General features: G+C 63.0%; 18 protein-coding genes. 5 read left to right on the forward strand and 13 right to left on the reverse strand.

Annotated elements, in window-relative coordinates; all coding sequences use genetic code 11:
* Nucleotides 1-87: 87 nt before the first annotated feature.
* The 4 genes from ACP7BV_RS22635 to ACP7BV_RS22650 are packed head-to-tail and all read right to left on the reverse strand — an operon-like array spanning nt 88 to nt 4,389.
* Nucleotides 88-1,233, reverse strand: a complete 1,146-nt coding sequence (locus ACP7BV_RS22635) for a PilT/PilU family type 4a pilus ATPase (protein WP_426106999.1) — start codon at nt 1,231-1,233, stop codon at nt 88-90.
* A gap of 28 nt (nt 1,234-1,261) precedes the next feature.
* Nucleotides 1,262-2,089 carry a 2,3,4,5-tetrahydropyridine-2,6-dicarboxylate N-succinyltransferase gene (dapD, locus tag ACP7BV_RS22640; protein WP_426107001.1) on the reverse strand — a complete coding sequence of 276 codons (828 nt, stop codon included), beginning with the start codon at nt 2,087-2,089 and terminating at the stop codon, nt 1,262-1,264.
* A gap of 19 nt (nt 2,090-2,108) precedes the next feature.
* Nucleotides 2,109-3,329, reverse strand: a complete 1,221-nt coding sequence (gene dapC / locus ACP7BV_RS22645) for a succinyldiaminopimelate transaminase (RefSeq protein ID WP_426107002.1) — start codon at nt 3,327-3,329, stop codon at nt 2,109-2,111.
* Between the two features lie 31 nt (nt 3,330-3,360).
* Complete coding sequence (locus ACP7BV_RS22650) at nt 3,361-4,389, reverse strand: AraC family transcriptional regulator (RefSeq protein ID WP_426107003.1); 1,029 nt, start codon at nt 4,387-4,389, stop codon at nt 3,361-3,363.
* A 104-nt stretch (nt 4,390-4,493) separates the two neighbouring features.
* Between ACP7BV_RS22650 and ACP7BV_RS22655 the strand changes: the two genes are divergently transcribed.
* From ACP7BV_RS22655 to ACP7BV_RS22665, 3 genes are read left to right on the forward strand one after another with little or no spacing between them, the layout of a single operon-like run.
* Nucleotides 4,494-6,089 (forward strand): FAD-binding oxidoreductase, encoded by a 1,596-nt coding sequence (locus ACP7BV_RS22655; RefSeq protein WP_426107005.1) that lies wholly within the window; start codon nt 4,494-4,496, stop codon nt 6,087-6,089.
* Nucleotides 6,086-7,666, forward strand: coding sequence for a glycerol-3-phosphate dehydrogenase/oxidase (locus ACP7BV_RS22660; protein ID WP_426107006.1), 1,581 nt, complete (start codon nt 6,086-6,088; stop codon nt 7,664-7,666). Before ACP7BV_RS22655 ends, ACP7BV_RS22660 begins: the two co-directional genes overlap by 4 nt.
* Nucleotides 7,663-9,225 carry an FGGY-family carbohydrate kinase gene (locus tag ACP7BV_RS22665; RefSeq protein ID WP_426107007.1) on the forward strand — a complete coding sequence of 521 codons (1,563 nt, stop codon included), beginning with the start codon at nt 7,663-7,665 and terminating at the stop codon, nt 9,223-9,225. Before ACP7BV_RS22660 ends, ACP7BV_RS22665 begins: the two co-directional genes overlap by 4 nt.
* 320 nt (nt 9,226-9,545) lie before the next feature.
* Here ACP7BV_RS22665 and ACP7BV_RS22670 read toward each other — a convergent pair whose 3' ends face one another.
* From ACP7BV_RS22670 to ACP7BV_RS22690, 5 genes are all read right to left on the reverse strand, one after another.
* Nucleotides 9,546-11,648: a TonB-dependent receptor plug domain-containing protein gene (locus ACP7BV_RS22670; protein ID WP_426107009.1), complete on the reverse strand. Its 2,103-nt coding sequence runs from the start codon at nt 11,646-11,648 to the stop codon at nt 9,546-9,548.
* A 180-nt stretch (nt 11,649-11,828) separates the two neighbouring features.
* Nucleotides 11,829-13,022, reverse strand: coding sequence for a PLP-dependent aminotransferase family protein (locus ACP7BV_RS22675; protein ID WP_426107010.1), 1,194 nt, complete (start codon nt 13,020-13,022; stop codon nt 11,829-11,831).
* A 121-nt stretch (nt 13,023-13,143) separates the two neighbouring features.
* Complete coding sequence (locus ACP7BV_RS22680) at nt 13,144-13,605, reverse strand: RidA family protein (RefSeq protein WP_426107011.1); 462 nt, start codon at nt 13,603-13,605, stop codon at nt 13,144-13,146.
* A gap of 91 nt (nt 13,606-13,696) precedes the next feature.
* Nucleotides 13,697-14,620, reverse strand: coding sequence for a DMT family transporter (locus ACP7BV_RS22685; protein ID WP_426107013.1), 924 nt, complete (start codon nt 14,618-14,620; stop codon nt 13,697-13,699).
* Complete coding sequence (locus ACP7BV_RS22690) at nt 14,620-15,588, reverse strand: threonine dehydratase (protein WP_426107014.1); 969 nt, start codon at nt 15,586-15,588, stop codon at nt 14,620-14,622. The genes ACP7BV_RS22685 and ACP7BV_RS22690 overlap by 1 nt, the downstream gene beginning before the upstream one ends.
* Before the next feature lie 101 nt (nt 15,589-15,689).
* Here ACP7BV_RS22690 and ACP7BV_RS22695 point away from each other — a divergent pair, with 101 nt between their 5' ends.
* On the forward strand, nt 15,690-17,144 hold the full coding sequence (locus ACP7BV_RS22695) for a PLP-dependent aminotransferase family protein (RefSeq protein WP_426107015.1): 1,455 nt from the start codon (nt 15,690-15,692) through the stop codon (nt 17,142-17,144).
* A gap of 62 nt (nt 17,145-17,206) precedes the next feature.
* On the opposite strand, the gene ACP7BV_RS22700 is transcribed toward ACP7BV_RS22695, so the two are convergent.
* Both ACP7BV_RS22700 and ACP7BV_RS22705 read right to left on the reverse strand, forming a co-directional pair.
* The gene (locus ACP7BV_RS22700; RefSeq protein WP_426107016.1) at nt 17,207-17,842 is read right to left on the reverse strand and encodes a 2-hydroxychromene-2-carboxylate isomerase; all 636 of its coding nucleotides are present in this window, start codon (nt 17,840-17,842) and stop codon (nt 17,207-17,209) included.
* Between the two features lie 39 nt (nt 17,843-17,881).
* Nucleotides 17,882-19,174 (reverse strand): NRAMP family divalent metal transporter, encoded by a 1,293-nt coding sequence (locus ACP7BV_RS22705; RefSeq protein WP_426107017.1) that lies wholly within the window; start codon nt 19,172-19,174, stop codon nt 17,882-17,884.
* Nucleotides 19,175-19,572: 398 nt separating this feature from the next.
* Here ACP7BV_RS22705 and htpG point away from each other — a divergent pair, with 398 nt between their 5' ends.
* Complete coding sequence (htpG, locus tag ACP7BV_RS22710; RefSeq protein ID WP_426107018.1) at nt 19,573-21,495, forward strand: molecular chaperone HtpG; 1,923 nt, start codon at nt 19,573-19,575, stop codon at nt 21,493-21,495.
* Between the two features lie 246 nt (nt 21,496-21,741).
* On the opposite strand, the gene ACP7BV_RS22715 is transcribed toward htpG, so the two are convergent.
* Together ACP7BV_RS22715 and ACP7BV_RS22720 are read right to left on the reverse strand one after the other, a co-directional pair.
* On the reverse strand, nt 21,742-22,287 hold the full coding sequence (locus ACP7BV_RS22715; protein ID WP_426107020.1) for an RBBP9/YdeN family alpha/beta hydrolase: 546 nt from the start codon (nt 22,285-22,287) through the stop codon (nt 21,742-21,744).
* A 53-nt stretch (nt 22,288-22,340) separates the two neighbouring features.
* The gene (locus ACP7BV_RS22720; RefSeq protein ID WP_426107021.1) at nt 22,341-23,516 is read right to left on the reverse strand and encodes a sterol desaturase family protein; all 1,176 of its coding nucleotides are present in this window, start codon (nt 23,514-23,516) and stop codon (nt 22,341-22,343) included.
* Between the last annotated feature and the right edge of the window lie 54 nt (nt 23,517-23,570).

Raw genomic sequence — 23,570 nt, forward strand, 5'->3', positions numbered from 1 at the left:
ACATTGCAATCGCTGCCGATGAGGCCCCGCGTCGGCCAGCGGGAGACGCAGTGGCAGTTTATGAAACATCCAGGCTAAATGGCCGGATCAGGAGTTCAGCGTGAACTCGGTGAAGTTCGCGCCTTCTTCATCCTTTTTGTCGTTTGCTACATCCTGCGCATTGTTCGCGGAGTCGGGCCCGTTATTGAGCAGCCACAGCAAATTGGTGGCTGAATCGGCATTGGCCAGCGCTTCTTCCTGGGTCACCAAGCCGCTCTTGACCAGCTGGAACAAGGCCGACTCGAACGATTGCGACCCTGGCGACAGACTTTTTTCCATCGCTTCCTTGATCTGGCCAATTTCGCCTTTTTCAATCAAGTCCGACACGTAGCGCGTGTTGACCATGATCTCGACCGCCGCCTGGCGCGTGCCGCCGGCCGCCGAGCGCACCAGGCGCTGCGAGACAATCGCCTTGACCGCCGACGACAAATCCTGCAGCAGCGCGGCGCGGTTTTCGATCGGATAAAAACTGATGATCCGGTTCAGCGCGTTGTAGCTGTTGTTGGCGTGCAGCGTGGCCAGCACCAGGTGGCCCGACTGCGCATACGCCAGCGCGGCCGCCATGGTTTCCTTGTCGCGAATCTCGCCAATCAAAATGCAGTCCGGAGCCTGGCGCATGGAATTGCGCAGCGCGACGTAAAAACTGGCGGTGTCGCTGCCGATCTCGCGCTGGTTGACGATCGATTTCTTATTCTTGAACAGGTACTCGATCGGGTCTTCCAGCGTCAGGATATGCCCTGCGCGCAATTCATTGCGATGGTCGAGCATGGAGGCGATCGTGGTCGACTTGCCCGAACCGGTGGCGCCGACCAGCAACAGCAAACCGCGTTTCTCCATGATCAGTTCGGACAGAATCGGCGGCAAGCCAAGGTCGTCAAGCTGGGGAATCACGGCCGGGACAAAACGGAACACCGCCGAAATGGTGCCGCGCTGGCGAAAAGCCGACAAGCGGAACCGGCCGAGATTGGGCACCGAAATACCCATGTTCAGCTCGTTGTCGCGCATCAGCTCGGCCATCTGCTCTTTCGAGGCAATCTCCCCCAGCAGCGCTTCGATATTTTCCGGGTCCAGCTTTTGCTGATTAATGGGAATCAAATTCCCGTTAATCTTGATCTGCACTGGCGAATTAACAGCGAAGAACATATCCGACGCGTGTTTCTCTTTCATCAGATGAAACAAGCGGTCCATTGCCATGATGATCTCCTCCGTGGATACTCTGTAGTTAGATGCCGCGCAGCAACTCGTTGATGCCCGTCTTGGCGCGCGTTTTGGCATCGACACGCTTGACGATCACTGCGCAATACAAGCTGTACTTGCCATCTTCGGACGGCAGGTTGCCCGACACCACGACCGAACCGCTCGGAACGCGACCGTAAGTGACTTCACCGGTAGCGCGGTCGTAGATCTTGGTCGATTGGCCGATGTACACGCCCATGGAAATGACTGAATTCTCTTCGACAATAACACCTTCCACGATTTCGGAGCGGGCGCCAATGAAACAGTTGTCTTCAATAATGGTCGGGTTCGCCTGCATCGGTTCGAGCACGCCGCCAATGCCGACGCCGCCGGACAGGTGGACGTTCTTGCCGATCTGCGCGCACGAACCGACGGTGGCCCAGGTGTCGACCATGGCACCTTCATCGACGTAGGCGCCGATGTTGACGTAGGACGGCATCAAGACCACGTTCTTGGCGATGAAGCTGCCGCGGCGGGCAACGGCCGGCGGCACCACGCGGAAACCCCCGCGCGCGAAATCTTCGGCTGTATAGCTGGCAAACTTGGTAGGGACCTTGTCGTAAAACTGCATCGTGCCGTCGGACGTCATGACGCTGTTGTTTTCCAACCGGAACGAGAGCAGCACGGCTTTCTTGATCCACTGGTTGACCACCCAGTCGGCGCCGGTCTTTTGCGCCACGCGCAAGGTGCCGTCGTCAAGTCCGGCAATCACGTGGGAAACCGCGTCGCGCAATTCAGCGGCGCCGTTCGATGGGGTGATCTCGGCGCGCTGTTCCCAGGCGGTATCGATGATGTTCTGGAGTTGTTGGGTCATGTAGGCTCTTGGTGGTGTTTCAGGTTTTTTTCAAGGCTGTGCAAAACTGGACGATACGCTGCGCCGCTTCCACGCCTTCATCGACTTCGGCGACCAGCGCCATGCGAATGCGGTTCTGCCCGGGATTGACCCCGTGCGCTTCACGTGCAAGGTAGCTCCCAGGCAACACAGTGACATTATAATCAAGGTACAGGCGGCGGGCGAATTCCGTGTCGGTCAAGCCCGTCCTGCGCACGTCCGCCCACAGGTAAAAGCCGGCGTCGGGCAATTCAACGTCCATGACTTGCTTGAGCATGGGCGTGACTAAGGTGAATTTCTCGCGGTATTTCGCGCGGTTTTCCTGGACGTGGGCTTCGTCGCCCCAGGCCGCGATCGAGGCCGCCTGCACCGGCGGCGACATGGCGCCGCCGCAATAGGTGCGGTACAGCAGGAATTTTTTGATGATCGCCGGGTCGCCCGCGACAAAGCCCGAGCGCATGCCCGGCACGTTCGAGCGTTTCGACAGGCTGGAGAACACGATCAAGTTCGCGTACGGCGACTCGCCCCCGCTGCGGCCCAACTGGTGCGCCGCTTCCAGCGCGCCCAGCGGCGCAAAGCTGCCATGGTAGATCTCGGAATAGCATTCGTCGGCGGCGATCACGAAGCCGTGCTCGTCGGCCAGCGCAAACAGGCGCTCCCAGTCTTCGAGCGCGAGCGTGGCGCCGGTCGGGTTGCCCGGTGAGCACAGATACAGCAGTTGCACGCGCGGCCAGACGTCAGCCAGCACGCTGCTGTAGTCGCACGCAAAATTGCGACCCGGTTCGGAATTGACGAAATACGGTTCGGCGCCAGCCAGATAGGCGGCGCCTTCATAGATTTGATAAAACGGATTCGGGCACATCACCAGCGGTGCTTGTTTGGCGCTGTCGACAACGCAATGGGCGATGCCGAACAGTGCTTCGCGCGAGCCATTGACCGGCAAGACCTGGGTCGCCGCATTCAGTTCGGGAATGCCATAGCGGTGCTGCAGCCAGTTGGCAATCGCGCCGCGCAGCGCATCGCTGCCGATCGTTGTAGGGTAATTGGCCAGTCCCTGCACGCCATGGGCCAGCGCTTTCTGGATGAAAGGTGGCGTGGGATGCTTCGGCTCGCCGATGCCAAGGCTGATGGGGGCGTACTGGGGATTCGGGGTGAGGCCGGCAAACAGTTGGCGCAGCTTTTCGAAAGGGTAGGGGTGCAGCTTGTCGAGATGTGGGTTCACGGCGATACCAGGGCTGATCGAGTCCTCATTATTATAGGCGACATTGGGCGCCTTCGCGCCAGGCGCCGGGATTCACGCCGGCCCACTCCTTGAAGGCGTGCGTGAACGCGCTTTGCTCCTGGTAGCCCAGCAAAAACGCGATGTCCACCAGCGAGAGCGTGTCCTGGCGCAGGTAGTCCGTGGCCAGCGCAAAGCGGGCCTGATCGAGCACTTGCTGGAAGCTGGCGCCCGCTTCATTGAGCTTGCGCTGCAGCGTGCGCGGCGACAGATTGAGTTCGTCGGCGATCGACGACAGGCGCACCCGGTCGTGCGCCAGGTTCTTGATGATGGCCGCATGCACCTGCGCGGCAATGCCCTGGTCGCTGCGGGCGCGCTCCTTGAGCAGCGTTTCAGCGTGCTGCTGCAGCACCGGGTACAGGCCGACGTCGGCATTGGGCACCGGCCAGGCCAGCAACTGGGCGTCGAAGTGGGCCGCGTTGACCGGTTCGTCAAACAGCGGCAGCGCGCCGAAAATACGCTCGTACTCGGCCGCGCCGCCCACCATCGCGTGGGTGAACTGCATCTTGGACGAGGGCAGCGCCATGCCCGCCAGCCAGGTGCTGAACACGCGAATGCCGGCAAATACGCTCTCAACTAAATGACGGCTGGCCGACGGGTAGTTGCTGATCCATTGGTACTGCGCCTGCGCGCCGTCCAGCGCCAGCTTGGATCCGCCCAGGTCATGCGCCAGCTGTTCGTAGCGCATGGTTTGCTGAAAAACCTGGCCGAAGTCCTTGCACGACAACAGGATCAGCCCATACACACTGTAGGTGCCCAGTTTGACGCGCTCGCCCACATGCAGGCCAAAATGGGGATCGTCCGCCAGTTGCGCGCCCACCGCCAGCAGGCGCACGTAATCGTCGGCGGCCAGCGAGTCGGGCAGAGGGCCGAGCGCGTCGGCCGGCATGTTGGCCGCGAGCGCGAGCTGGCGCGCGCTCACGCCACGCGCCTGCGCCGCCTCCAGCAGCGGCTGGAGATAGGAACCCGTGACGCGGCGCGTGTCAGTGCGAACCGCTGGCATGTTTGAACAAGAGTGTTGTCATAAAAGCGCAATACAAAATGGCGGCCCGGCGTTACTCTGCCAGCCATGGAAACTGGCCTAGACAAGTATAACGGGAAAATTCGATGAAACGGTGGAACGGATGGGGCGACGACGCCATTGATTTTGCGCTGGGCGGGGACGCGCTGGCATTTTTACATGAGCGGCTGGGACCGGGTGGCAAGATGACCGATGCCACGCTGCGCCAGGCCTGCGACCAGCTGGCGCCGACGCGCTTGCCGTGGCACCCGCTGGTCGACATTTCGCCGCCGGTGCGCGTGGCGCACGCACTTGGGCAAAGCCTGCCGGACTGGCTGCGCATGCGCCATGGGCGCATCGACACCGCGCCCGACGGCGTGGCTTTTCCGGAGAGCGGCGACCAGGTGCGCGAGCTGCTCGACTTTGCCGCCGCCAACGGCGCCATGGTGATTGCCTGCGGCGGCGCCACCAGCGTGGCCGGCCATATCACGGTACCGGGCGGCGCCATGCCGGTCCTGACCATCAGCATGACGCGCATGCGCGCCATGCTCAATCTCGACATCGAAGCGCAGCTGGCCACGTTCGAGGCGGGCGTGTTCGGTCCGGACCTCGAAGCGCAGCTGCGCGCGCATGGTTTTACGCTCGGCCACTTTCCGCAGTCGTTCGAGTATTCGACGCTGGGCGGCTGGGTTGTCACGCGTTCGTCCGGCCAGCAGTCGCTGCGTTATGGCCGCATCGAGCAGCTGTTTGCGGGCGGGCGCGTCGAGTCGCCGGCCGGGCGGCTGGACCTGCCGACCTTTCCCGCGTCCGCCGCCGGCACCGACCTGCGCGAGATGGTGCTCGGCTCCGAAGGGCGCCTGGGCATCCTGACCGAAGCGGCTGTGCGCATCACCAGGTTGCCCGAGCATGAAGCTTTTCATGCGGTGTTCTTCCCCAGCTGGGAAGCGGCGGCCCTGGCCACGCGCACGATCGCGCAAGCCAGACTGCCACTGTCGATGCTGCGCCTGTCGAACGGCGCGGAGACGACGACCATGCTGACCTTGGCCGGGCACAAGCGCCTGATCGGCGCGCTCGAAACTTACCTGGGTTGGCGCGGCTGCGGCGAAGGCAAGTGCATGCTGATGATCGGCGCCAGCGGCGGCAAAGCTGCGGCCAAGGCGGCACTCAAGGGCGCGCTGGCGCTGGCGCGCAAGCAGGGCGGCGTGCACGTGGGGCGCAAGATGGGCGAGAAGTGGAAGCAGAACCGCTTTCGCAATGTCTACCTGCGCAATACGGCATGGCAGCACGGCTACGCGATCGACACCGTGGAAACCGCCGTCGACTGGCCGGGCGTCACGCCCATGATGCACGCCATCGAAGAGGCGGCGACCGAAGCACTGGCCACGCGCGGGGAACGGGTGCACGCCTACACGCACCTGTCCCACGTATACGCGCAGGGTGCCAGCGTCTACAGCACCTTTGTGTATCGCCTCTCCGGCACGTACGAGGGCGACCTGGCGCGCTGGCGCGCGCTCAAGAGCGCCGTGTCCGAAGCGATCGTTGTTAATGGCGGCACCATCAGCCACCAGCACGGCGTCGGTACCGACCATGCGCCCTATCTGATTGCCGAAAAAGGCGCGCTCGGCATCGGCGCCATGCAGGCGCTGTTTCGCCACTTTGACCCGGAGTGCCGGATGAATCCCGGCAAACTGGTGGCAGCATGAACGCGCCGTGGCAGGCCGGCTGGCGCAGCTCCCTGCCGGCGCTGGCGCTGGCCGAACGCGAGTGGGATTTGCTGATCATCGGCGGTGGCATCACTGGCGCCGGCATCCTGCTCGAAGCGTCGCGCCGCGGCCTGAAGGCGCTGCTGGTCGAGCAGCGCGACTTTGCCTGGGGCACGTCGAGCCGCTCGTCGAAACTGGTGCACGGCGGCCTGCGCTACCTGAAGGAAGGGCGCCTGGGCCTGACGCGCGAATCGGTGCGCGAGCGCGACGCCTTGCTGCGCGAAGCGGGCGGGCTGGTGGAAAGCCAGAGCTTCGCTTTTGGTGACTATGTGGGCGGCAAACCGGGCCGCAAGATGTTCTTGCTGGGCCTGGCCATTTATGACCTGCTGTCGGGCAAGCGCGAGCGCCATTATGTCGACAGCACCGAATTTTTGATGATGGTGCCGAACGTGGGCCGCATCGACCTTGCGGGCGGCATGTGCTACACCGACGCCAAGACCGACGACGCGCGTTTGGTGCTGCGCGTGCTGCAGGAGGCGCAAAGCCACGGCGGCGTGGCCGTCAATTACCTGGCCGCGCAGTCGCTGCTGCGCAGTGCAGGCAAAGTCACCGGTGCCCGCCTGCATGACGCCGTGGGCGGCGGCGAGTGCGATGTCAGCGCGCGCCTGGTGATCAACGCCACCGGCGCCTGGGCCGATGGTCTGCGCGGGCAAACCGGCGCCACACCAAAGATACGCCCGCTGCGCGGCAGCCACCTGGTGCTGCCGGCCTGGCGCTTGCCGCTGGCGCAGGCGGTCAGCCTGATGCATCCGGCCGACGCGCGCCCGGTATTCGCGTTTCCGTGGGAAGGCGTAACGCTGGTGGGCACCACCGATGTCGATCACGCCGCGTCGCTCAATACGGAAGCGGCGATCACGCGCGCCGAAGTCGACTACCTGATGCTGGCGCTGGAGACGCAGTTTCCGCAGCAGGGCTTGAACGAGGCCGATATTCTCGCCACCTACGCCGGCGTACGCCCCGTGATCGACAGCGGCCAGGCCGATCCGTCCAAGGAAGGGCGCGACCATGCTGTTTGGGTCGACGCGGGCCTGCTGACCGTCACCGGCGGCAAGCTGACCACGTTTCGCGTGATCGCCCTCGACGCATTAAAGCATGCAAAGCCGCTGCTGCCAGGCTGGCACGACCAGCTCAAGCCGCTGCCGATTTTTGCAGATCGCGTCCGGCTTGGCATGCGCCTGCGCGGCGCGCAGCGCCAGCGCATTGAAGGACGCTACGGCGCCACCGCCCCTGCGCTGCTGGCGGCGGCAGCGCCCGGCGAACTGGAATTGATCCCCGGCACCCAGACCCTGTGGGCCGAGTTGCGCTGGGCGGCGCGCTGCGAAGCGGTGCTGCGGCTTGAAGACCTGCTGCTGCGCCGCACCCGCCTTGGCCTGCAGCTGCGCGGCGGCGGCGTGGAGCATCTGGCGCGCATTCGCGCAATCTGCCAGCCGGAGCTGGCGTGGACCGACGCGCAATGGGAGACAAGCCAGGCCGCGTATCTGGCATTATGGAACGCTAACTACAGCTTGCCGACATGACCGTTAAAACCATCCTCGCCATCGACAACGGCACGCAGAGCGTGCGCGCGCTGTTGTTCGACCTGAACGGCAATATTGTGGCCAAGTCGCAGGTGCACCTTGAACCGTATTTTTCGCAGCAGCCCGGCTGGGCCGAGCATGACGTCGACGGCTACTGGCAGGCCGTGTGCGAAGCCTGCCAGGGCCTCTGGGCACAGGACGGCGCAGACAAGACCAGCGTGCAGGGCGTGGCCGTGACGGCGCAGCGCGGCACCATGGTCAACCTGGACAAAGACGGCAAGCCGCTGCGCCCGGCCATCACCTGGCTTGACCAGCGCCGCACCGACAGTGTGCCGCCGATCGGCGCATGGTGGGACGCAGCGTTCCGGCTGGCGCGCGTCAAGGCCACGGTGGATTTTTTTCGCGGCGAGGCCGAGATTAACTGGATCAAGGCGCACCAGCCGGACATCTGGGCGCGCACCGACAAGTTCCTGCTGCTGTCGGGCTACCTCAATTACAAGTTGTGCGGGCGCTTTGCCGATTCGATCGGCTCGCAAGTGGCCTATCTGCCGTTCGACTACAAGAAGCAGCGCTGGGCCGCAAAGCGCGACTGGAAGTGGCAGGCGCTGGCCATCACGCCGCAGATGCTGCCCGAGCTGGTGACGCCGGGCACGGTGATTGGCAAGATCGACGCGGCGGCCGCTGCGGCGTGCGGCATTCTGGAGGGCACGCCGCTGCTGGCGGCGGCGGCCGACAAGGCTTGCGAAGTGATTGGCGCCGGCTGCCAGGAGCCGCACATCGGGTGCCTGAGCTACGGCACCACGGCCACCATCAACACCACCACCACGCGCTACGTGGAAGTGACGCCCTTCATTCCGCCGTATCCGGCCGCCATTGCGCACGCGTACAGCACCGAGGTGCAGATTTTTCGCGGCTACTGGATGGTCAACTGGTTCAAGGAGCAGTTCGGGCACCTGGAACGGGCGCGCGCGCTGGAACAAGATATCGCGCCCGAAGCACTGTTCGATGAACTGGTCAATGCGGTGCCGGCCGGGTCGATGGGGCTGATGCTGCAGCCATACTGGACGCCGGGAATCAGGGTGCCGGGACCGGAGGCGAAGGGGGCGATCATCGGCTTTGGCGACGTGCACACGCGCGCGCACGTGTACCGCGCGATCCTGGAAGGGCTGGCGTATGCGCTACGCGAAGGCAAGGAGCGCATTGAAAAGCGCAGCGGCGTGAAAATCACCGAGCTGCGCGTGTCGGGCGGCGGATCGCAGAGCGACGCGGCGATGCAGCTGACCGCCGATATTTTTGGGTTGCCGACGGCCAGGCCGCATTTGTACGAGACGTCCGGACTGGGCGCGGCGATCGATGCGGCGGTGGGACTAGGCTTGTATCCGGACTTTGCCAGTGCGATCAAGGCGATGACCAGGGTGGGGAAGGTGTTCCATCCGATCCCGGAAAACCAGCGGATGTACGACCAGCTGTATCATCGCGTGTACCGCAAGATGTACGCGCGGCTGCAGCCGATGTATGCGCAGATTGCGCAGATTACGGGGTATCCGAAGCAGGTGTAGGGGGAGGGGGCTGTAAAACCGTCCACTGCCGCCCGTCGTCAAAGGCAGCGCTGTTGATCTAACCAGTAACGCATCAACATCGTTCTCGCGAAAGCGGGGACCCATAGTACGGGCGCCAACAGTTTGATTACGAATCAACGCGTTATAGTAATCGGTTCGATTCAAGGTAAACATGACTCGTCGGTTCTATGGGTCCCCGCGTGTGCGAGGACGATGTAGTGCTGCGGCACCGTCGTCCCTTCTGCAACAGCCGCGTGCGCGAGGACGATGTGGTTGCTGTGCTATAGCTGCCGGTCCTGGCGGTCATGCCAACCTTCGCCCTACATCCAATACGACCCCTGCAACGACAAAGCCCGCGGCGCCATCGGCAGATCGTGCGGCAATTGCAGTCCCGGGGCCGGACTCGGCTCACGTACGTCGGCGTTCAGGGCATTGCGAAGCGCCGCCGTAACATCCCATTTCCCCCGTCCACGCTCGCTGTGCAAGGTCAAGTCAAGCGTGGCATAGTCGGCCACCGGCTTGCGCACATCCCCCGGCGCACGCGCTCGTCCTCGCACCACATTGAGCTGCGCGCTGACCAGGTATGCGCGCGCAAACTGCCAGTCGGCGCGCCCGTATGCATGATGGCGCGGCGCATAGCCCGCGTTTTGGCCGGTGGCCTTGTCAATCGAGCGCTGCCAGCTGTAATTGCCCGTCACGCGCAGGTCCTTGCCGACCTTGATCTGCGATTCGAGTTCCATGCCGTTGCCGTCCTGGTCGCCCGTGTTGCGGTACGTGGCGCCCGTGTTGGGCGTTGCGTTGGGCACCGTGCGGATGATATTGCTCATCGCGTAGCGGTAAATGGTCAGGTTCAGCTGGGTGTCGGCGCGCACCTGCCAGGAAATCGCCGCTTCGAGCGTGTGGTTCGTTTCCGGCTTCAGGTTCGGATTGCCGCGAATGACAGGGTTGGCCACGCCGTAGCTTTCAATGAAGGCCGGCGCCCTGAAAGCGCGCCCGTACATCAGCTTGACGGTCAGGTTGTACGACGCGTCCCACACCAGCGCCCCGCGCGGATTGGTGGTGCCGCCAAAGTCGGAGTAGTGATCATGGCGCACGCCGGCGGTAACGGTCCAGTCGGGCGCGAACGTCCATTCATCCTGCACGTAAGCGTAATCGACCTGCCGGCGCTGGGGAAACAGAAAGGGATTGGTGCTGGAAAAGTCGATTGTTTGCGACAGCGGGACCGGCACCCCGCCCGCCGTGTAGTTGAAATTGCGCGTTTCATGCGTGTCGTACAGGTTCAGGTCGTCATGGCCGATGCCACCGCGCACGTTATGCCCGCGCCAGCCGGCGTACGCGGCAAAGGCCGAGGCGCGCAACTGCCTTTCGGAAAAATCCGGGCCGCCCAGCATGCCGTTCGGAAACAATCCGGTGGGAAAGCGCAGGCCGGGCGGGAAAAGCTGGTAGTCGACCGGCGTGGTCTGCTTGTAAGTCATGCCGGCGAGCATGGCGCCTGCGCTCCATCCTTCGCCCAGGTTCGCGTCAGTCCAGGACAGGTCGCCCGTGACGCGTTCGCTTTTCGACTTGCCCACCGGGTCCAGCGCGTTGGCGATGCCGGCGCCGGTGCCGACATTGTCGCGGCCCTTGTAGCCGGCCCGAAAACGCCACTTGTCGACGCTGATGTCAAGGTTGCCGTCGATGGCGTCGTTGCCGACATTGACCGGCCCACCGGCCAGCGAAGCGCGGGTGCCGAAGATGGCGTCGTTGCGGCTCTGGGCGTCGGCGTCGATGATGCTGCGAAAACCGTGGGTGCGCCCGGCGCGCAGGTACACGGCCACGCTCGCAGGGCCGAGCTTGCCGCCGTGCTGGACCCAGGCGTCGCGCGTGGCAAAGCTGCCCACGCGCATGCCCACTTCGGTGCCGCGGGTGTCGGCCGGGCCCTTGGTGATGATATTGATGACGCCGGCAAAGGCGTCCGAGCCGTACAGCGCCGAGCCGGGCCCGCGCAGCACTTCAATGCGCGCGATGTGTTCCACCGGATAGCCGCCCCAGACGTTGCCCTTGTTGTTCAGGTAGGCGGACGTGACGGGAATGCCATTTTGCAGCACCAATACTTGCGACAGGTAGGCGCTGTAGATGCCGCGCACCATATACAGGGGGGAATATTGGTTGGGCGAGCGGCTGATATGGATGCCGGCGATCGTCTCCAGGATATGGTCCAGGTCGGTCGCGCCCATGGCGGCGATGTCTTGCGCGGTGACGACCGAGGCCACGGCCGGCGCGCGCCGCAGCGATTGCTCACTGCCGGTGGCGATGGTGACGTTGCTGGTGTCGCCGTAGACGAGGGCGAGCTCTTCTTCGTCGGTGGCTTGCGCGCTGGCGCTGAAGGCTTGCAGGATCAGCAGCATGGCAAGGCATGGCTGCAACGCGCGGTTCAATCTCACATCGGCTCCTGTTGGTATTGTTTTTGGCAACACTTGAAGTGTGTTGCGCTTTATCAATACAACAGTACTATAACTTGCCGGAAAGTGACAATTATTTCAGTTGCATAATTGCACCTCGATGCACCTCAATCCATCTCGACCGACATCGCCCTCGCGTGCGAGGACGATGTCGGCCCTCCCTTACAGTTGCGCGGCGATCAGCTTGCCCAGCACGGCCACGCCTTCACGGATCCGCTCCGGCGGCACCGTCACGAACGACAGGCGCAGCGTGTTCGTTTCCGGTTCGTTGGCGTAGAAAGGCGCGCCCGGCACGAAGGCCACCTTGGCCGCGATCGCCTGGTCCAGCAGCTTCATGGCGTCGATGTGCTTTGGCAGCGTTACCCAGATGAACATGCCGCCTTCCGGCTTGGTCCAGGTGACGCTGGACGGGAAGCACTCGGTCAGCGCGTCGAGCATGGCCTGGCACTGGTTCGCGTACAGCGTGCGAATTTTTGGAATGTGCTGGTCGAGGAAGCCATCCTTGATCACTTCATACACCACCATCTGGGTCAGCTGCGCGGTGTGCAGGTCGGCGGCCTGCTTGGCCAGCTCCAGACGGCGTACCAGCGGCAGCGGCGCGACCACGTAACCCAGGCGGATGCCCGGCGTGAGCACCTTCGAGAACGAACCCATGTAGATGACGCCGTCCGGATTCATGTTCAGCATCTTGGGGAAAGGCTCGCCCTTGTAGCTTAGCGCGCCGTACGGATCGTCTTCGATCAGCGGAATGCCCAGGCGGGCGCACGTTTCGACCAGCTCCACGCGGCGCTCGATCGACAGGCTGCGCCCGGTCGGGTTCTGGAAGTTCGGCAGCGCGTACAGCATGCGCGCGCCGTCGGCGACCGGGTCGATCGACGACGGCACCAGGCCGTGGTCGTCGGTGGCCACCGATTTGAATTCGGGACGGTAGACCGAAAACGCTTGCAGCGCGCCCAGGTAGCTCGGCGTTTCAACCAGCACGCGGCTGCCTTCGTCGATCAGCACCTTGCCCAGCAGGTCGAGCGCCTGCTGCGAGCCGGACGTCATCAATACCTGTTCCGGCTTGATCTTGCAGCTGTCCGTGGACAGGGAATTGGCAATCCATTCGCGCAGCAGCGGATAACCGTCGGTCGGGCCGTATTGCAGGGCCACTTTGCCGTTTTCGGTCAAGACCTTGTCGAAGGCGGCCTTCATCTGCTCGACCGGGAAGGTGGCAGGCGACGGCAGGCCGCCGGCAAACGAGATGATCTCGGGGCGCTGGGTGATCTTCAGGATTTCGCGGATGAACGAGCTTTGCAGCTGGCTTGCGCGCTCCGAAAAACGCCAGTCGATCGGATTTGGATTTTCAATTTTCATGCTGGTCTCACAGAAGAAAGGGGCCGCGTCGCATACACATATCAGGCCATTATAGAGCACGCTTTGTAAGCGCACGGGAAGGGACTGGCCTGGGTAAGGCCGTCCGGATTCGGAGAAAAAACTACGCTATTTCTACAACCATGTCGATCTCGGCGCAGGCGCCCAGGGGAATTTGCGCCACGCCGAAGGCGGCGCGCGCATGCTTGCCGGCCTCGCCAAAAACCTCGCCAAACAGCGCCGAGGCGCCATTGGTGACCAGGTGATGGTCGGTAAACGCCGACGTCGAATTGACCAGGCTGGTCAGCTTGACGATGCGGGTGACCCGGTTCAGGTCGCCGCCGCAGGCTTCCTGCAAGGTGCCGATCAAGTCGATGGCGATCTGGCGCGTTGCCTGCTGGCCTTGCTCGACGCTGACGTCCTTGCCCAGCTGGCCAACGATGACGGCGCCGTCGGCGGTGCGCGCCAGGTGCCCCGACAAAAACACCAGGTTGCCGGTTTGTACATGCATCACGTAGGCGGCCACCGGTGCCGCAGGCGCTTTCAGGGTGATGTTGAGTGCTTTGAGCTTTTCGTAGACAGACATGGGTTTCTCATCTTGGTGGGTAGGCAAGCCGGTATTGTACGTCGCTCTGCGGGGCATTCCCATCGCAATTGCGACATCAACTATCGTTTAATCAGCGTTTTACCTGCATTTTCCTGCCGGCGGCCACCACCGTGATGACGGCGGCGGCGAACAGGAAATTGGACGGCGCCAGCGGTTCGTCCAAAATCAGCCAGGCGCCGGCCAGCGTGATGAAGGGCTGCACCAGCTGCACCTGGCCGACGCGCGCAATGCCGCCGCGCGCCATGCCGCCATACCAGAAAAAGAAGCCGATATACATTGAAAACGCGGCCACGTAGGCAAATCCCAGCCACGCCTTGGGCCCGGCCTGCGCGATGATGGCGGCATGCGGCCAGCACAGCGCCACCAGCAGCGGGGCGATCAAGGGCGCTGACAACACCAGCGCCCAACTGATCACTTGCGCTCCGCCCATGCTCTGCGACAGGCGCGCGCCTTCGGTGTAACCGATGGCAGCCAGGATCACGGCTGCGAACATCAACAGGTCGGCCCGGTGGAACGTGCCGCCGCTCTGGTGCAGGGCAAAGCCGATGACGAGCGCGGAACCCGCCAGCGCCATTGCCCAGAACCCGGGCGACGGTCGCTCATTGCCGCGCAGGGCCGAGAAAGCGGCCGTTGCCAGCGGCAGGATGCCGACCAGTACCGCGCCGTGCGACGCCGGCAGGGTTTGCAGGGCGATCGAGGTCAGCCACGGAAAGCCGATGATGCAGCCGCCCGCCACGCCGGCCAGCGGCAGCAGCGCGCAGCGCGGCGGGAAGGGCAGGCGCTTGCATAGCAGCCAGATGAGCGCCAGCACGGCCGCAGCGACGGCGCGGCCCAGCGCCACGAATTCCGGCGGCAGTTCGGCCACGGCGAGCCGGGTCGCAGGAAAGGTCAGGCCGAACATGGCCACGCCAACCAGGCCAAGCAGCATGCCGGCCGTTTCATCGGACAGGCCGCCGGTGACGGCGCCAGATAAGCTGCCAGGAGCCGCGCGCATCACGGCCCCTGCAATATCTGGCGGAACAAGTCAGCGTCAACATTGCCGCCCGTGAGCGGCAAGCCCACCTTGCGCCCTTTGATGAGCGCGCTATCCTTGTGCTGCAGGGCCGCTGCCAGCGCTGCGGCGCCCGCGCCTTCGGCCAGGTTGTGGGTGGCGCGGTAGTACAGGCGCATGGCGTGCGCGACTTCATCGTCCGTCACGGCCAGGACGTCGTCGACGTACTCGAAGATGGCGGCAAGTGAGCCTTCGTCAGGCTGACGGCAGGCCAGGCCGTCGGCCACCTTGGTCGTCACGGGCGCGGGAACGGCGCGCCCGGCGCGAAACGACAACTGGTAGGTGGGCGCATGGCTGGAGACGACGCCGACGATGCGCGTCTTGACGCCGAGCGCATTGCGCGCGGCGATTGCTGCGCAGATGCCCGAACCTTGGCCGATGGGAACCAGCAGCACATCGAGGTCGCTCTGGGCCCGGAACAATTCCAGATAGCCGCTGGCAACGCCAGCCACCAGGTCCGGGTGCCAGGATGGCACCATGTGCAGGCCTTCGGTTTCGGCTACGCGCGCAGCGTGTTCGCGGCACGCCTGGAAGTCGTCGCCTACTTCCGTCAACTGCGCGCCGAGCGCGCGCATGGCGGCGTTTTTCTCGACGCTGTTGCCGAACGGGACAAAAATCTTTGCCTGCAAGCCGTGGCGCTGCGCCGCAAAAGCGACCGACTGGCCGTGGTTGCCGCGGGTGGCGGCCAGTACGCCGCGCAGCTCGGGCAGGCGGTCCCTGAGCCGCTCCATGTAGACCAGGCCGCCGCGCGTTTTAAAAGCGCCCAGCGGCGTGTGATTTTCGTGCTTGACCCAGGCTTCTGCCCCCAGCGCCTGGTTCAGTTGCGGCCACGAGTACTGGGGCGTGGCCGGCATGGCGCGATAAACGATGGCGGCGGCAACGTCAAGTTCGGCAAGGGAGGGCTGATACATATTCGGCTTTCGTCAGGTGGGCGATAGGTGTATCCTAGACGAAAAAACAAGTACAGTACCAATACACTTTTCCATATAATTTCATATACTGTAATGGTGCCATGACCAATACAAGTTTTCCTTTGCTAGCGCCCCTTGCGCGCGATGGCGGCGAGTCGCTGATCGACCAGATTGTGCGCGCCGTTGCCGCCCGCATCGACGACAAGCTGCTGCGCAGCGGCGCGCGCATGCCCTCGATCCGCGCGTTCGCCGCCGCGCACGGGGTGTCGGCATTTACCGTGGTGGCCAGTTACGACAAGCTGGTGGCCAAGGGTTATGTGGAATCGCGCCGCGGCGCCGGTTTTTTTGTCCGTGAGCGCTCGCCGCTCAATACGGGCGAACGCTCCGGCCCTGCCGCTGCGGCGGCCGATCCCCGCGAACACGAGGCCAAGCCGCTCGATGTCGTCTGGTTGATCCGAAATATGTTCCGGCAGGCGCCGCTGCAAAAGGTGCCCGGTTCGGGCGTGCTGCCGGTTGAATGGCTTGATGGTCCGCTGATCGCCAATGCGCTGCGCTCGATCACGCGCCAGAGCGCGAACGCCTTGCTCAATTACGGCGCGCCGCAAGGCTTTCTGCCGCTGCGCCAGCAACTGCAGCTGAAACTGGCCGAGTTCGAGATTGAGGCTGCTCCCGAGCAGATCGTCACTACCGTCGGCGTGACGCAGGCGCTGGACCTGGTGGCGCGCGAATTCACGCGCCCCGGGGACACCATCTTTGTCGACGACCCGGCCTGGTTTTTGATGTTCGGGTCTTTTGCCGCGCTGGGCGCGAAAGTGATTGGCATCGCGCGCCTGGCCGATGGGCCTGACATTGCGCAGCTGGCGCGGCTGGCTGCCATTCACAAGCCCAAGCTGTACGTGATCAACTCGGTGCTGCATAACCCGACCTCGACCTCGCTGTCGGCGGCCAAGGCATTCCAGGTGCTGCGCCTGGCCGAGGAGCACGGCTTTACCATCGTCGAGGATGATATCTATTGCGACCTGCATCCGGGGTCCGCCGTGCAGCCGGCCACCAGGCTGGCCGCGCTTGACCAGCTGCAGCGCGTAATTTATCTGGGCGGCTTTTCCAAGTCCTTGGCGGCCAATTTGCGCGTTGGCTTCATCGCCACCTCGCCCGAATGGGCGCAGCGGCTGTGCGACCGCAAGATGCTCGCCACGCTCACCACCAGCGACATCGGCGAGCGCGTGGTGTACAAGATTTTGTCGGAAGGGCTGTACCGCAAGCACGTGGACCGGGTGCGGGGCAAGCTCGACGCGGTACGCGCCAAGACGGTGCGCCAGATGGAGCGCGTGGGCCTGAAGGTCGATGTGGCGCCGCCGGCGGGGATGTTCGTGTGGGTCGATGCCGGCAGGAATACCAATGTGCTGGCCGAGCGAGCGATGGGGGAGGGCCTGTTGCTCGCGCCGGGGAGTTTGTTTTCGCCGAGCCAGTTGCCTAGTCACCGGATGCGCCTAAATGTGGCGACTATGCAGGAGCCGGATGCGTGGGCGTTTCTGGAGCGTGAACTGGCGAAATGATTTACTGTTCGCGGTAGCAGCGGGGCACAGGGCTGGCGATGTGCCTATGGGACTTGCGGCCGTTAATCTGGAGCCGGTGCTATCGGCGCAAAACGCCGCCGGCCCCGCGCATATTCCAGCGCATCCTCCAGCCGGTCATTACCCCAAAACATTTCATCGCCAACAAAAAAAGTCGGCGCGCCAAAGATGCCGCGCGCCGCCGCTTTGGTCGATTGCGCCCGCAACGCAGCCTTGGTCGCATCCTCCTGCGCCAGGGTAATCCATGCATCGGGCGCGAGCTGCAGCGCTGCCAGCACCTCGGTCACCGTCGCCGCGTCATCAATCTCGCGGTCGTCGACAAAGTTGGCATGCATGATCCGCCTGCAAAATTGGCCGAGCCACGGTTGGCCCTCAGCGGCGATCGCCACGCGCATCGGCAGCAGCGCGCGGCGTGGGAACACGCTCGGCTTGTTCCAGGGCAGGCCGTATTTTGCGCACTGGCGTTCCATGTCGCGCCACGTGTACGCGCCCTTTTTGGCCTGCAGAACAAAGGGTGAGCTTTCCCATCCAAACGACTTGAAGATCGGGCCGAGCAAGAAGGGCTTGAGCACCACGCGAACATCGCGCTGCGCGGCGAGCGCCTCCACGCGCAGCATGGCAAGGTAGCTGTAGTTGCTGCCGAAGTCGAACCAGAATTCAAGCGTGCGATGGGCGTCCATGTCGCCGATGGTACCTGATTTAATCCTGTACCGCCTCGCTCAGAGCGCCATCATGACGAACATTGACAGGACAGCGAGCGCCATGATCGCGGTGGCGCTCCAGCCCAACCCTCTGAGCCGTCCTCTGACCACGAATTGCCCCATGATCGCGCTGCGGCCGGCCATGAGCATCATCACGGCCATGATCGGCACCGAGATGACGCCATTGATGACGGCGCTCCAGTACAGCGCCTTGATCGGATCGAGCCCCGTAAAACCGAGTGCGATACCCACCAAGGTCGACACGGCAATGATGCCGTAGAAGCGCTTGGCTTGGGATGCCTTTTTCCCTAGTCCTTTGCGCCAGCCAAAGGCGCCCGCCATGGCATACGCGGCCGAGCCGGCCAGTACCGGCACCGCCAGCAGTCCGGTGCCAATAATGCCGGCGCTGAACATGGCAAACGCAAACTCGCCAGCGAGCGGGCGCAGCGCCGCCGCTGCCTGGGCCGAGGTGTCGATCGTGTCGATGCCGTGCATATGCAAGGTGACCGCGGCAGTGAGGATGATGCAAAAGGCGACCAGGTTGGAAAACCCCATGCCGATGACCGTGTCGACCTTGATCCGGTGAAAGTGCGCCTGTGCCTGGTGTGGCGCCTCGCGCAAGGGGGCGCTGAGCGGGCAGGCTTGCTGCTCCTCGACTTCCTGCGATGCTTGCCAGAAAAACAGATAGGGGCTGATGGTCGTGCCGAAGACGGCGACCATCGTCGTGATGTAGGCAGGCGTCCATTCAATGTGCGGCATGAACGTGGCGCCTGCCACGGCAAACCAGGGCACGTTGACGGTGAAAACCGTAGCAACATAAGCGAGCAGCGCGAGCGTGAGCCACTTCAGGATGCGCACATAGCTGTGATATGGAATGAACACCTGCAGCAGCAGGGAAATGGTGCCAAACAGCGCCGCGTACCAGCGCGACGAGCCGCCCACGATGAGGGTGGCCGCCTCGCCCATCGCTGATACGTCGGCGGCGATGTTGACGGTGTTGGCCACGAGCAGCAGCGACACGACGGCATACACCAGCGCCGGCGAAAAATGCTCGCGAATGTTGCCGGCCAAGCCTTTTCCGCTGACGCGGCCGATCTGGGCACTGACTAGCTGAATGCCTACCATCAAGGGATAGGTGAACAGGACGGTCCACAGCATCGTGAGGCCGAACTGCGCGCCCGCCTGCGAATAGGTGGCAATGCCGCTCGGGTCGTCGTCGGCGGCGCCGGTGATCAGGCCAGGGCCGAGTTTGTCAAGCCAGGATGCGCCAGCTGCGCTTGCCGTTGTGGTGGGGGTGATCACATCGTTCATCGTCATTCTCCAACAGGGACGCGCGCGGCATCGTGCGGGCGCGCCTGCCGGCGCCTGGACGCACATGGCGCAAGCGGGCAAAGCGGCCGCCTTGCGGCGCGGTGTAAAAAACGTGGGGAAGTAGACGAACCGAGGTTCGGTTCCACTTGCCATCATCTGCCGGAAGCAAGACGACGACAGTAAACTGCGTTATCTTGCCGAGGCGGGGCCAGACAGGCTCTGGCTGCAACTATCACTCGAACAAGTACCCATGTTGGGCTCCGAAAATGGAAAACGAGTGCAAGGTACCGGGAAATGCTGAAAACGTCAACCGTACTTTGCAAATTGACTCTTGAAATCGCCGAAAGGCGCCGCATATCCGTTTAATCCGTTCAACCCGTCTCAAACGAGGACTAAAAATGGCTGTCGCCGAAAAAGAAACCCTTGGATTTCAAGCTGAAGTAAAGCAGTTGCTGCAACTGATGATTCACTCCCTGTACTCGAACAAGGAGATTTTCCTGCGCGAGCTCATTTCGAACGCGTCCGACGCGGCCGACAAGCTGCGCTTCGAGGCGATCAACAATGACGCCCTGTACGGAAGCGACCATGAACTGAAAATCAAGGTCACCTTCGACAAGGAAGCCAAAACCGTCACCATTTCCGACAATGGCATCGGCATGAGCCGGGACGACGTCATTTCGCACCTGGGCACGATCGCCAAGTCCGGCACCAAGGAGTTTTTCGGCAAACTGTCGGGCGACCAGCAGGCTGACGCAGCGCTGATCGGCCAGTTCGGCGTGGGCTTTTATTCCGGCTTTATCGTGGCCGACAAGATCACGGTCGAAACGCGCCGCGCCGGCGTAGAAGCGGCCGAAGGCGTGCGTTGGGAGTCGGCCGGCGAGGGCGACTACAGCGTCGAAGCGATCGAGAAGGTCGGCCGCGGCACCGACGTGATTTTGCACCTGCGTGCGGGCGAAGAGGAACTGCTCTCCGGCTGGAAGCTCAAATCGGTCATCCGCAAGTATTCCGACCATATCTCGCTGCCGATCCTGATGCAAAAGGACGAGTGGGACGCCGAGAAAAACGAATCGGTCCTGAAGGATGAATTCGAAACGGTGAACCAGGCCAGCGCGCTGTGGGCCCGCAACAAGGCTGACATCACGCCCGAGCAGTACGACGAGTTCTACAAGCACGTCTCGCACGACTTCCAGGCCCCGCTGACGCTCACGCACAACCGCGTTGAAGGGCGCAGCGAATACACGCAGCTGCTGTACGTGCCTGCGCACGCGCCGTTCGACCTATGGGACCGCAACAAGCGCGGCGGCATCAAGCTGTACGTCAAGCGCGTCTTCATCATGGACGACGCCGAGCAGTTGATGCCGGCCTACCTGCGCTTCATCAAGGGCGTGATCGACTCGAACGACCTGCCGCTGAACGTTTCGCGCGAAATCTTGCAGGAGTCGCGCGACGTCAAGGTGATCCGCGAGGGTTCCACCAAGCGCGTGCTGGGCATGCTCGAAGAATTGGCCAACGCCGACGAGCAGGAAAAGAAGGACAAATACAGCACGTTCTGGAAGGAATTCGGCCAGGTCCTCAAAGAAGGCATTGGCGAGGACGCCGGCAACAAGGACCGCATCGCCAAGCTGCTGCGTTTTGCTTCCACGGCCAACGAAAGCGACGAGCAGAATACATCGCTGACCGACTACATCGCGCGCATGAAAGAAGGCCAGGAGAAGGTGTATTACGCGGCCGGCGACAGTTATACGGCGGCCAAGAACAGCCCGCACCTCGAGATCTTCCGCAAGAAGGGCGTCGAAGTGCTGTTGATGACGGACCGCGTGGACGAATGGATGCTGTCGTTCCTGACCGAGTTCGAAGGCAAGGAGCTGGTGTCGGTGGCCAAGGGCGGCCTGGATCTGGGCGGCCTGGAAGACGAAGCCGAGAAAAAGGAGCACGAGGAAACCGAAGGCGCGTACAAGGACCTGGTCGAGCGCATGAAGGCGGCGCTGGGCGAGAAGGCCAAGGACGTGCGCGTGACGTTCCGCCTGACCGATTCGCCGGCGTGCCTGGTGGCGGACGAAAACGAGCTGTCGGGGAACCTGCTGCGCATGCTCAAGGCTGCGGGTCAGAATGCACCGGAGTCCAAGCCGATTTTGGAGATCAATCCAAATCACCCGCTGGTGACGCGCCTGAAGTATGAAGGCGCCGAGAGCACGCAGTTTGCCGACTGGGCGCATATCCTGTTCGACCAGGCGCTGCTGGCCGAGGGCGGTTCGCTGAGCGATCCGGCCACGTTCGTGAAGCGCTTGAATGAGATGCTGCTGGCGTCGACAACCAAGTAAGCACTGCGTCAAGCAAAAAGCCGTTCAGTGAAAGCTGAACGGCTTTTTTTCGCCTACATTTTGCGGAAACCCTCATCGTCCTCGCGCACGTAGCTTTCGCAGTAGGGGTAACGCTCGTCACGAGCGTAGTGCGTAGGTCGGATAAGCGTAAGCGCAATCCGACCTACCGCCCGATCCGTTGTCAAGGCTTTCGAGTGGCCAAATGCGATTTCGCGATGCCAGAAGAGCTAACTGGTCCTGGATCGACTATTTCCCCAAGTCCCTACAAAACTCTTCCAGCAGCGTTTCCCCCTGCGGCCACTCCCCATACCCCGCATCGCCATTCACATGCCTTGCCGGCCCAATCTCGACAAACCTGCTCCCCCACGCCTGGGCAAACGAGTGCGCCCGTTCAATCTGGAGAAACGGATCATCGCTACTGGCCAGCACCACGCTGGGAAACGGCAGCCTGTCCATCGGCACCGGCGCAAAGCCGTTCGCCTCGACCGGATACGACGGCGCCTCAACATCGCTGGGCGCCACCAGGAACGCCCCCGCGATCTTCAGTTCGGAACCGGACCGCGCCCACTGTGCCACCAGCATCGTCCCCAGGCTGTGCGCCACCAGCAGCGGCGGCCCGTCACAGGCGGCAATCGCTGCGTCCAGTTCGGCCACCCACTCATGGCAATCGGGACTATTCCAGTCGCGGTGCGCCACGCGCACCCACTCCGGATGCTTGTGTTCCCACAGCGTCTGCCAATGATGCGGTCCCGAATTCCACAGGCCCGCCAGCGTCAACACGTTGCAATCCATTGCGTCTCCCGGCTGGTGTAATTGGCTTCATTCTAAAGCCAAAGTTCGCCAGCCTACTTTTGCTTGCGGAACGGAAACATCAACTGCCTGAGGAAACCATCGGGCATGTAGTCGCCCTGCACGCCGTACTTTTCGGGAAAGCCGGTCTGGCCCTTGATCGCGGTGCCGAACAGGTGATCGATAAAGGCGAAGTGGGCGGCGTAATTGCGGTCGATCGCGACATCGTCCGACGAGTGGTGCCAGTGGTGAAAATCGGGCGTGACGATGACGTACTTGACTGGCCCCCACGGCAAATGCACGTTGGCGTGGTTGAACACGGCCTGGAAGCCGACCACCACGATATACATGTCCATTACATGCTTTTCAAAGCCCAGCACATACAAAATTCCCAGCACGCCCACGCGCGTGACGATCAGTTCGAGCAAATGCTGGCGCGAGCCGGCCAGCCAGTCCATGGTCTTGGCCGAATGGTGCACCGCGTGGAAGCGCCACAAGAAAGGAATCTCGTGATACGAGCGGTGCGTCCAGTACTGCACCAAGTCGGCAGCGAGGATGGCCAGCAGCAGCTGCGGCACAAAGTGCAGCGACTGCACCGCCGCGCGCACGCTATCGTTGGCAAGCCAGCCAAACAGCCGGTGGATCGCAAAATTCACCGTCAGCAGCGCCAGGCCCACAATGAAGTGGTTCACCGCAAAGTGGACCAGGTCGGTCTGCCATTCCTTGCGAAACAGCATCTGGCCTTTGTACAGAGGGAACATCTTTTCAATGGCCGCGAAAATCACGGTGGAGCCGAGCAGGTCGAGAATGAACCAGTCCAGGCCGATGTACGGGGTATTGTCCGGAAAGTCCGCCACCGGCACGTGCGAGCCGCCCAGCGCCAGGCAGGCAACCACGAATAGGAGGGCAATCGCGTTCAGGCCGCGGTGGCGCCGGAACAGGACGTTGAGCAGGCTGATCGAACCGGCGATGACGAGGGCGGCGAACATGATGTGGCGAATGATGTCCGGATTGTAGTTGCGCCGCAGCTCGGGCGTGGTCAGGTACTGCGGGAAGTGAAACGCCAGTACGCCCATCAGGCACAACATGCCCAGGCTGAGGGCGACCACGCCGCTGACCAGCCCCATCCCCCGTTTGAGTTCGCCGTCCTGCTTGAGCAGGTCGGACGCGTCATTGACCGCACCCCCGACAGTGACAATGACGGCCTTGGCCGGTTCTACGAAACGTTTCATGGGGACTCTTTGCACGGGCAGGATGGGAAACAAAACAGGATTTTACCCCTATCT

The organism is Massilia sp. TSP1-1-2, from assembly GCF_049896185.1.
GTDB lineage: Bacteria > Pseudomonadota > Gammaproteobacteria > Burkholderiales > Burkholderiaceae_D > Telluria_A.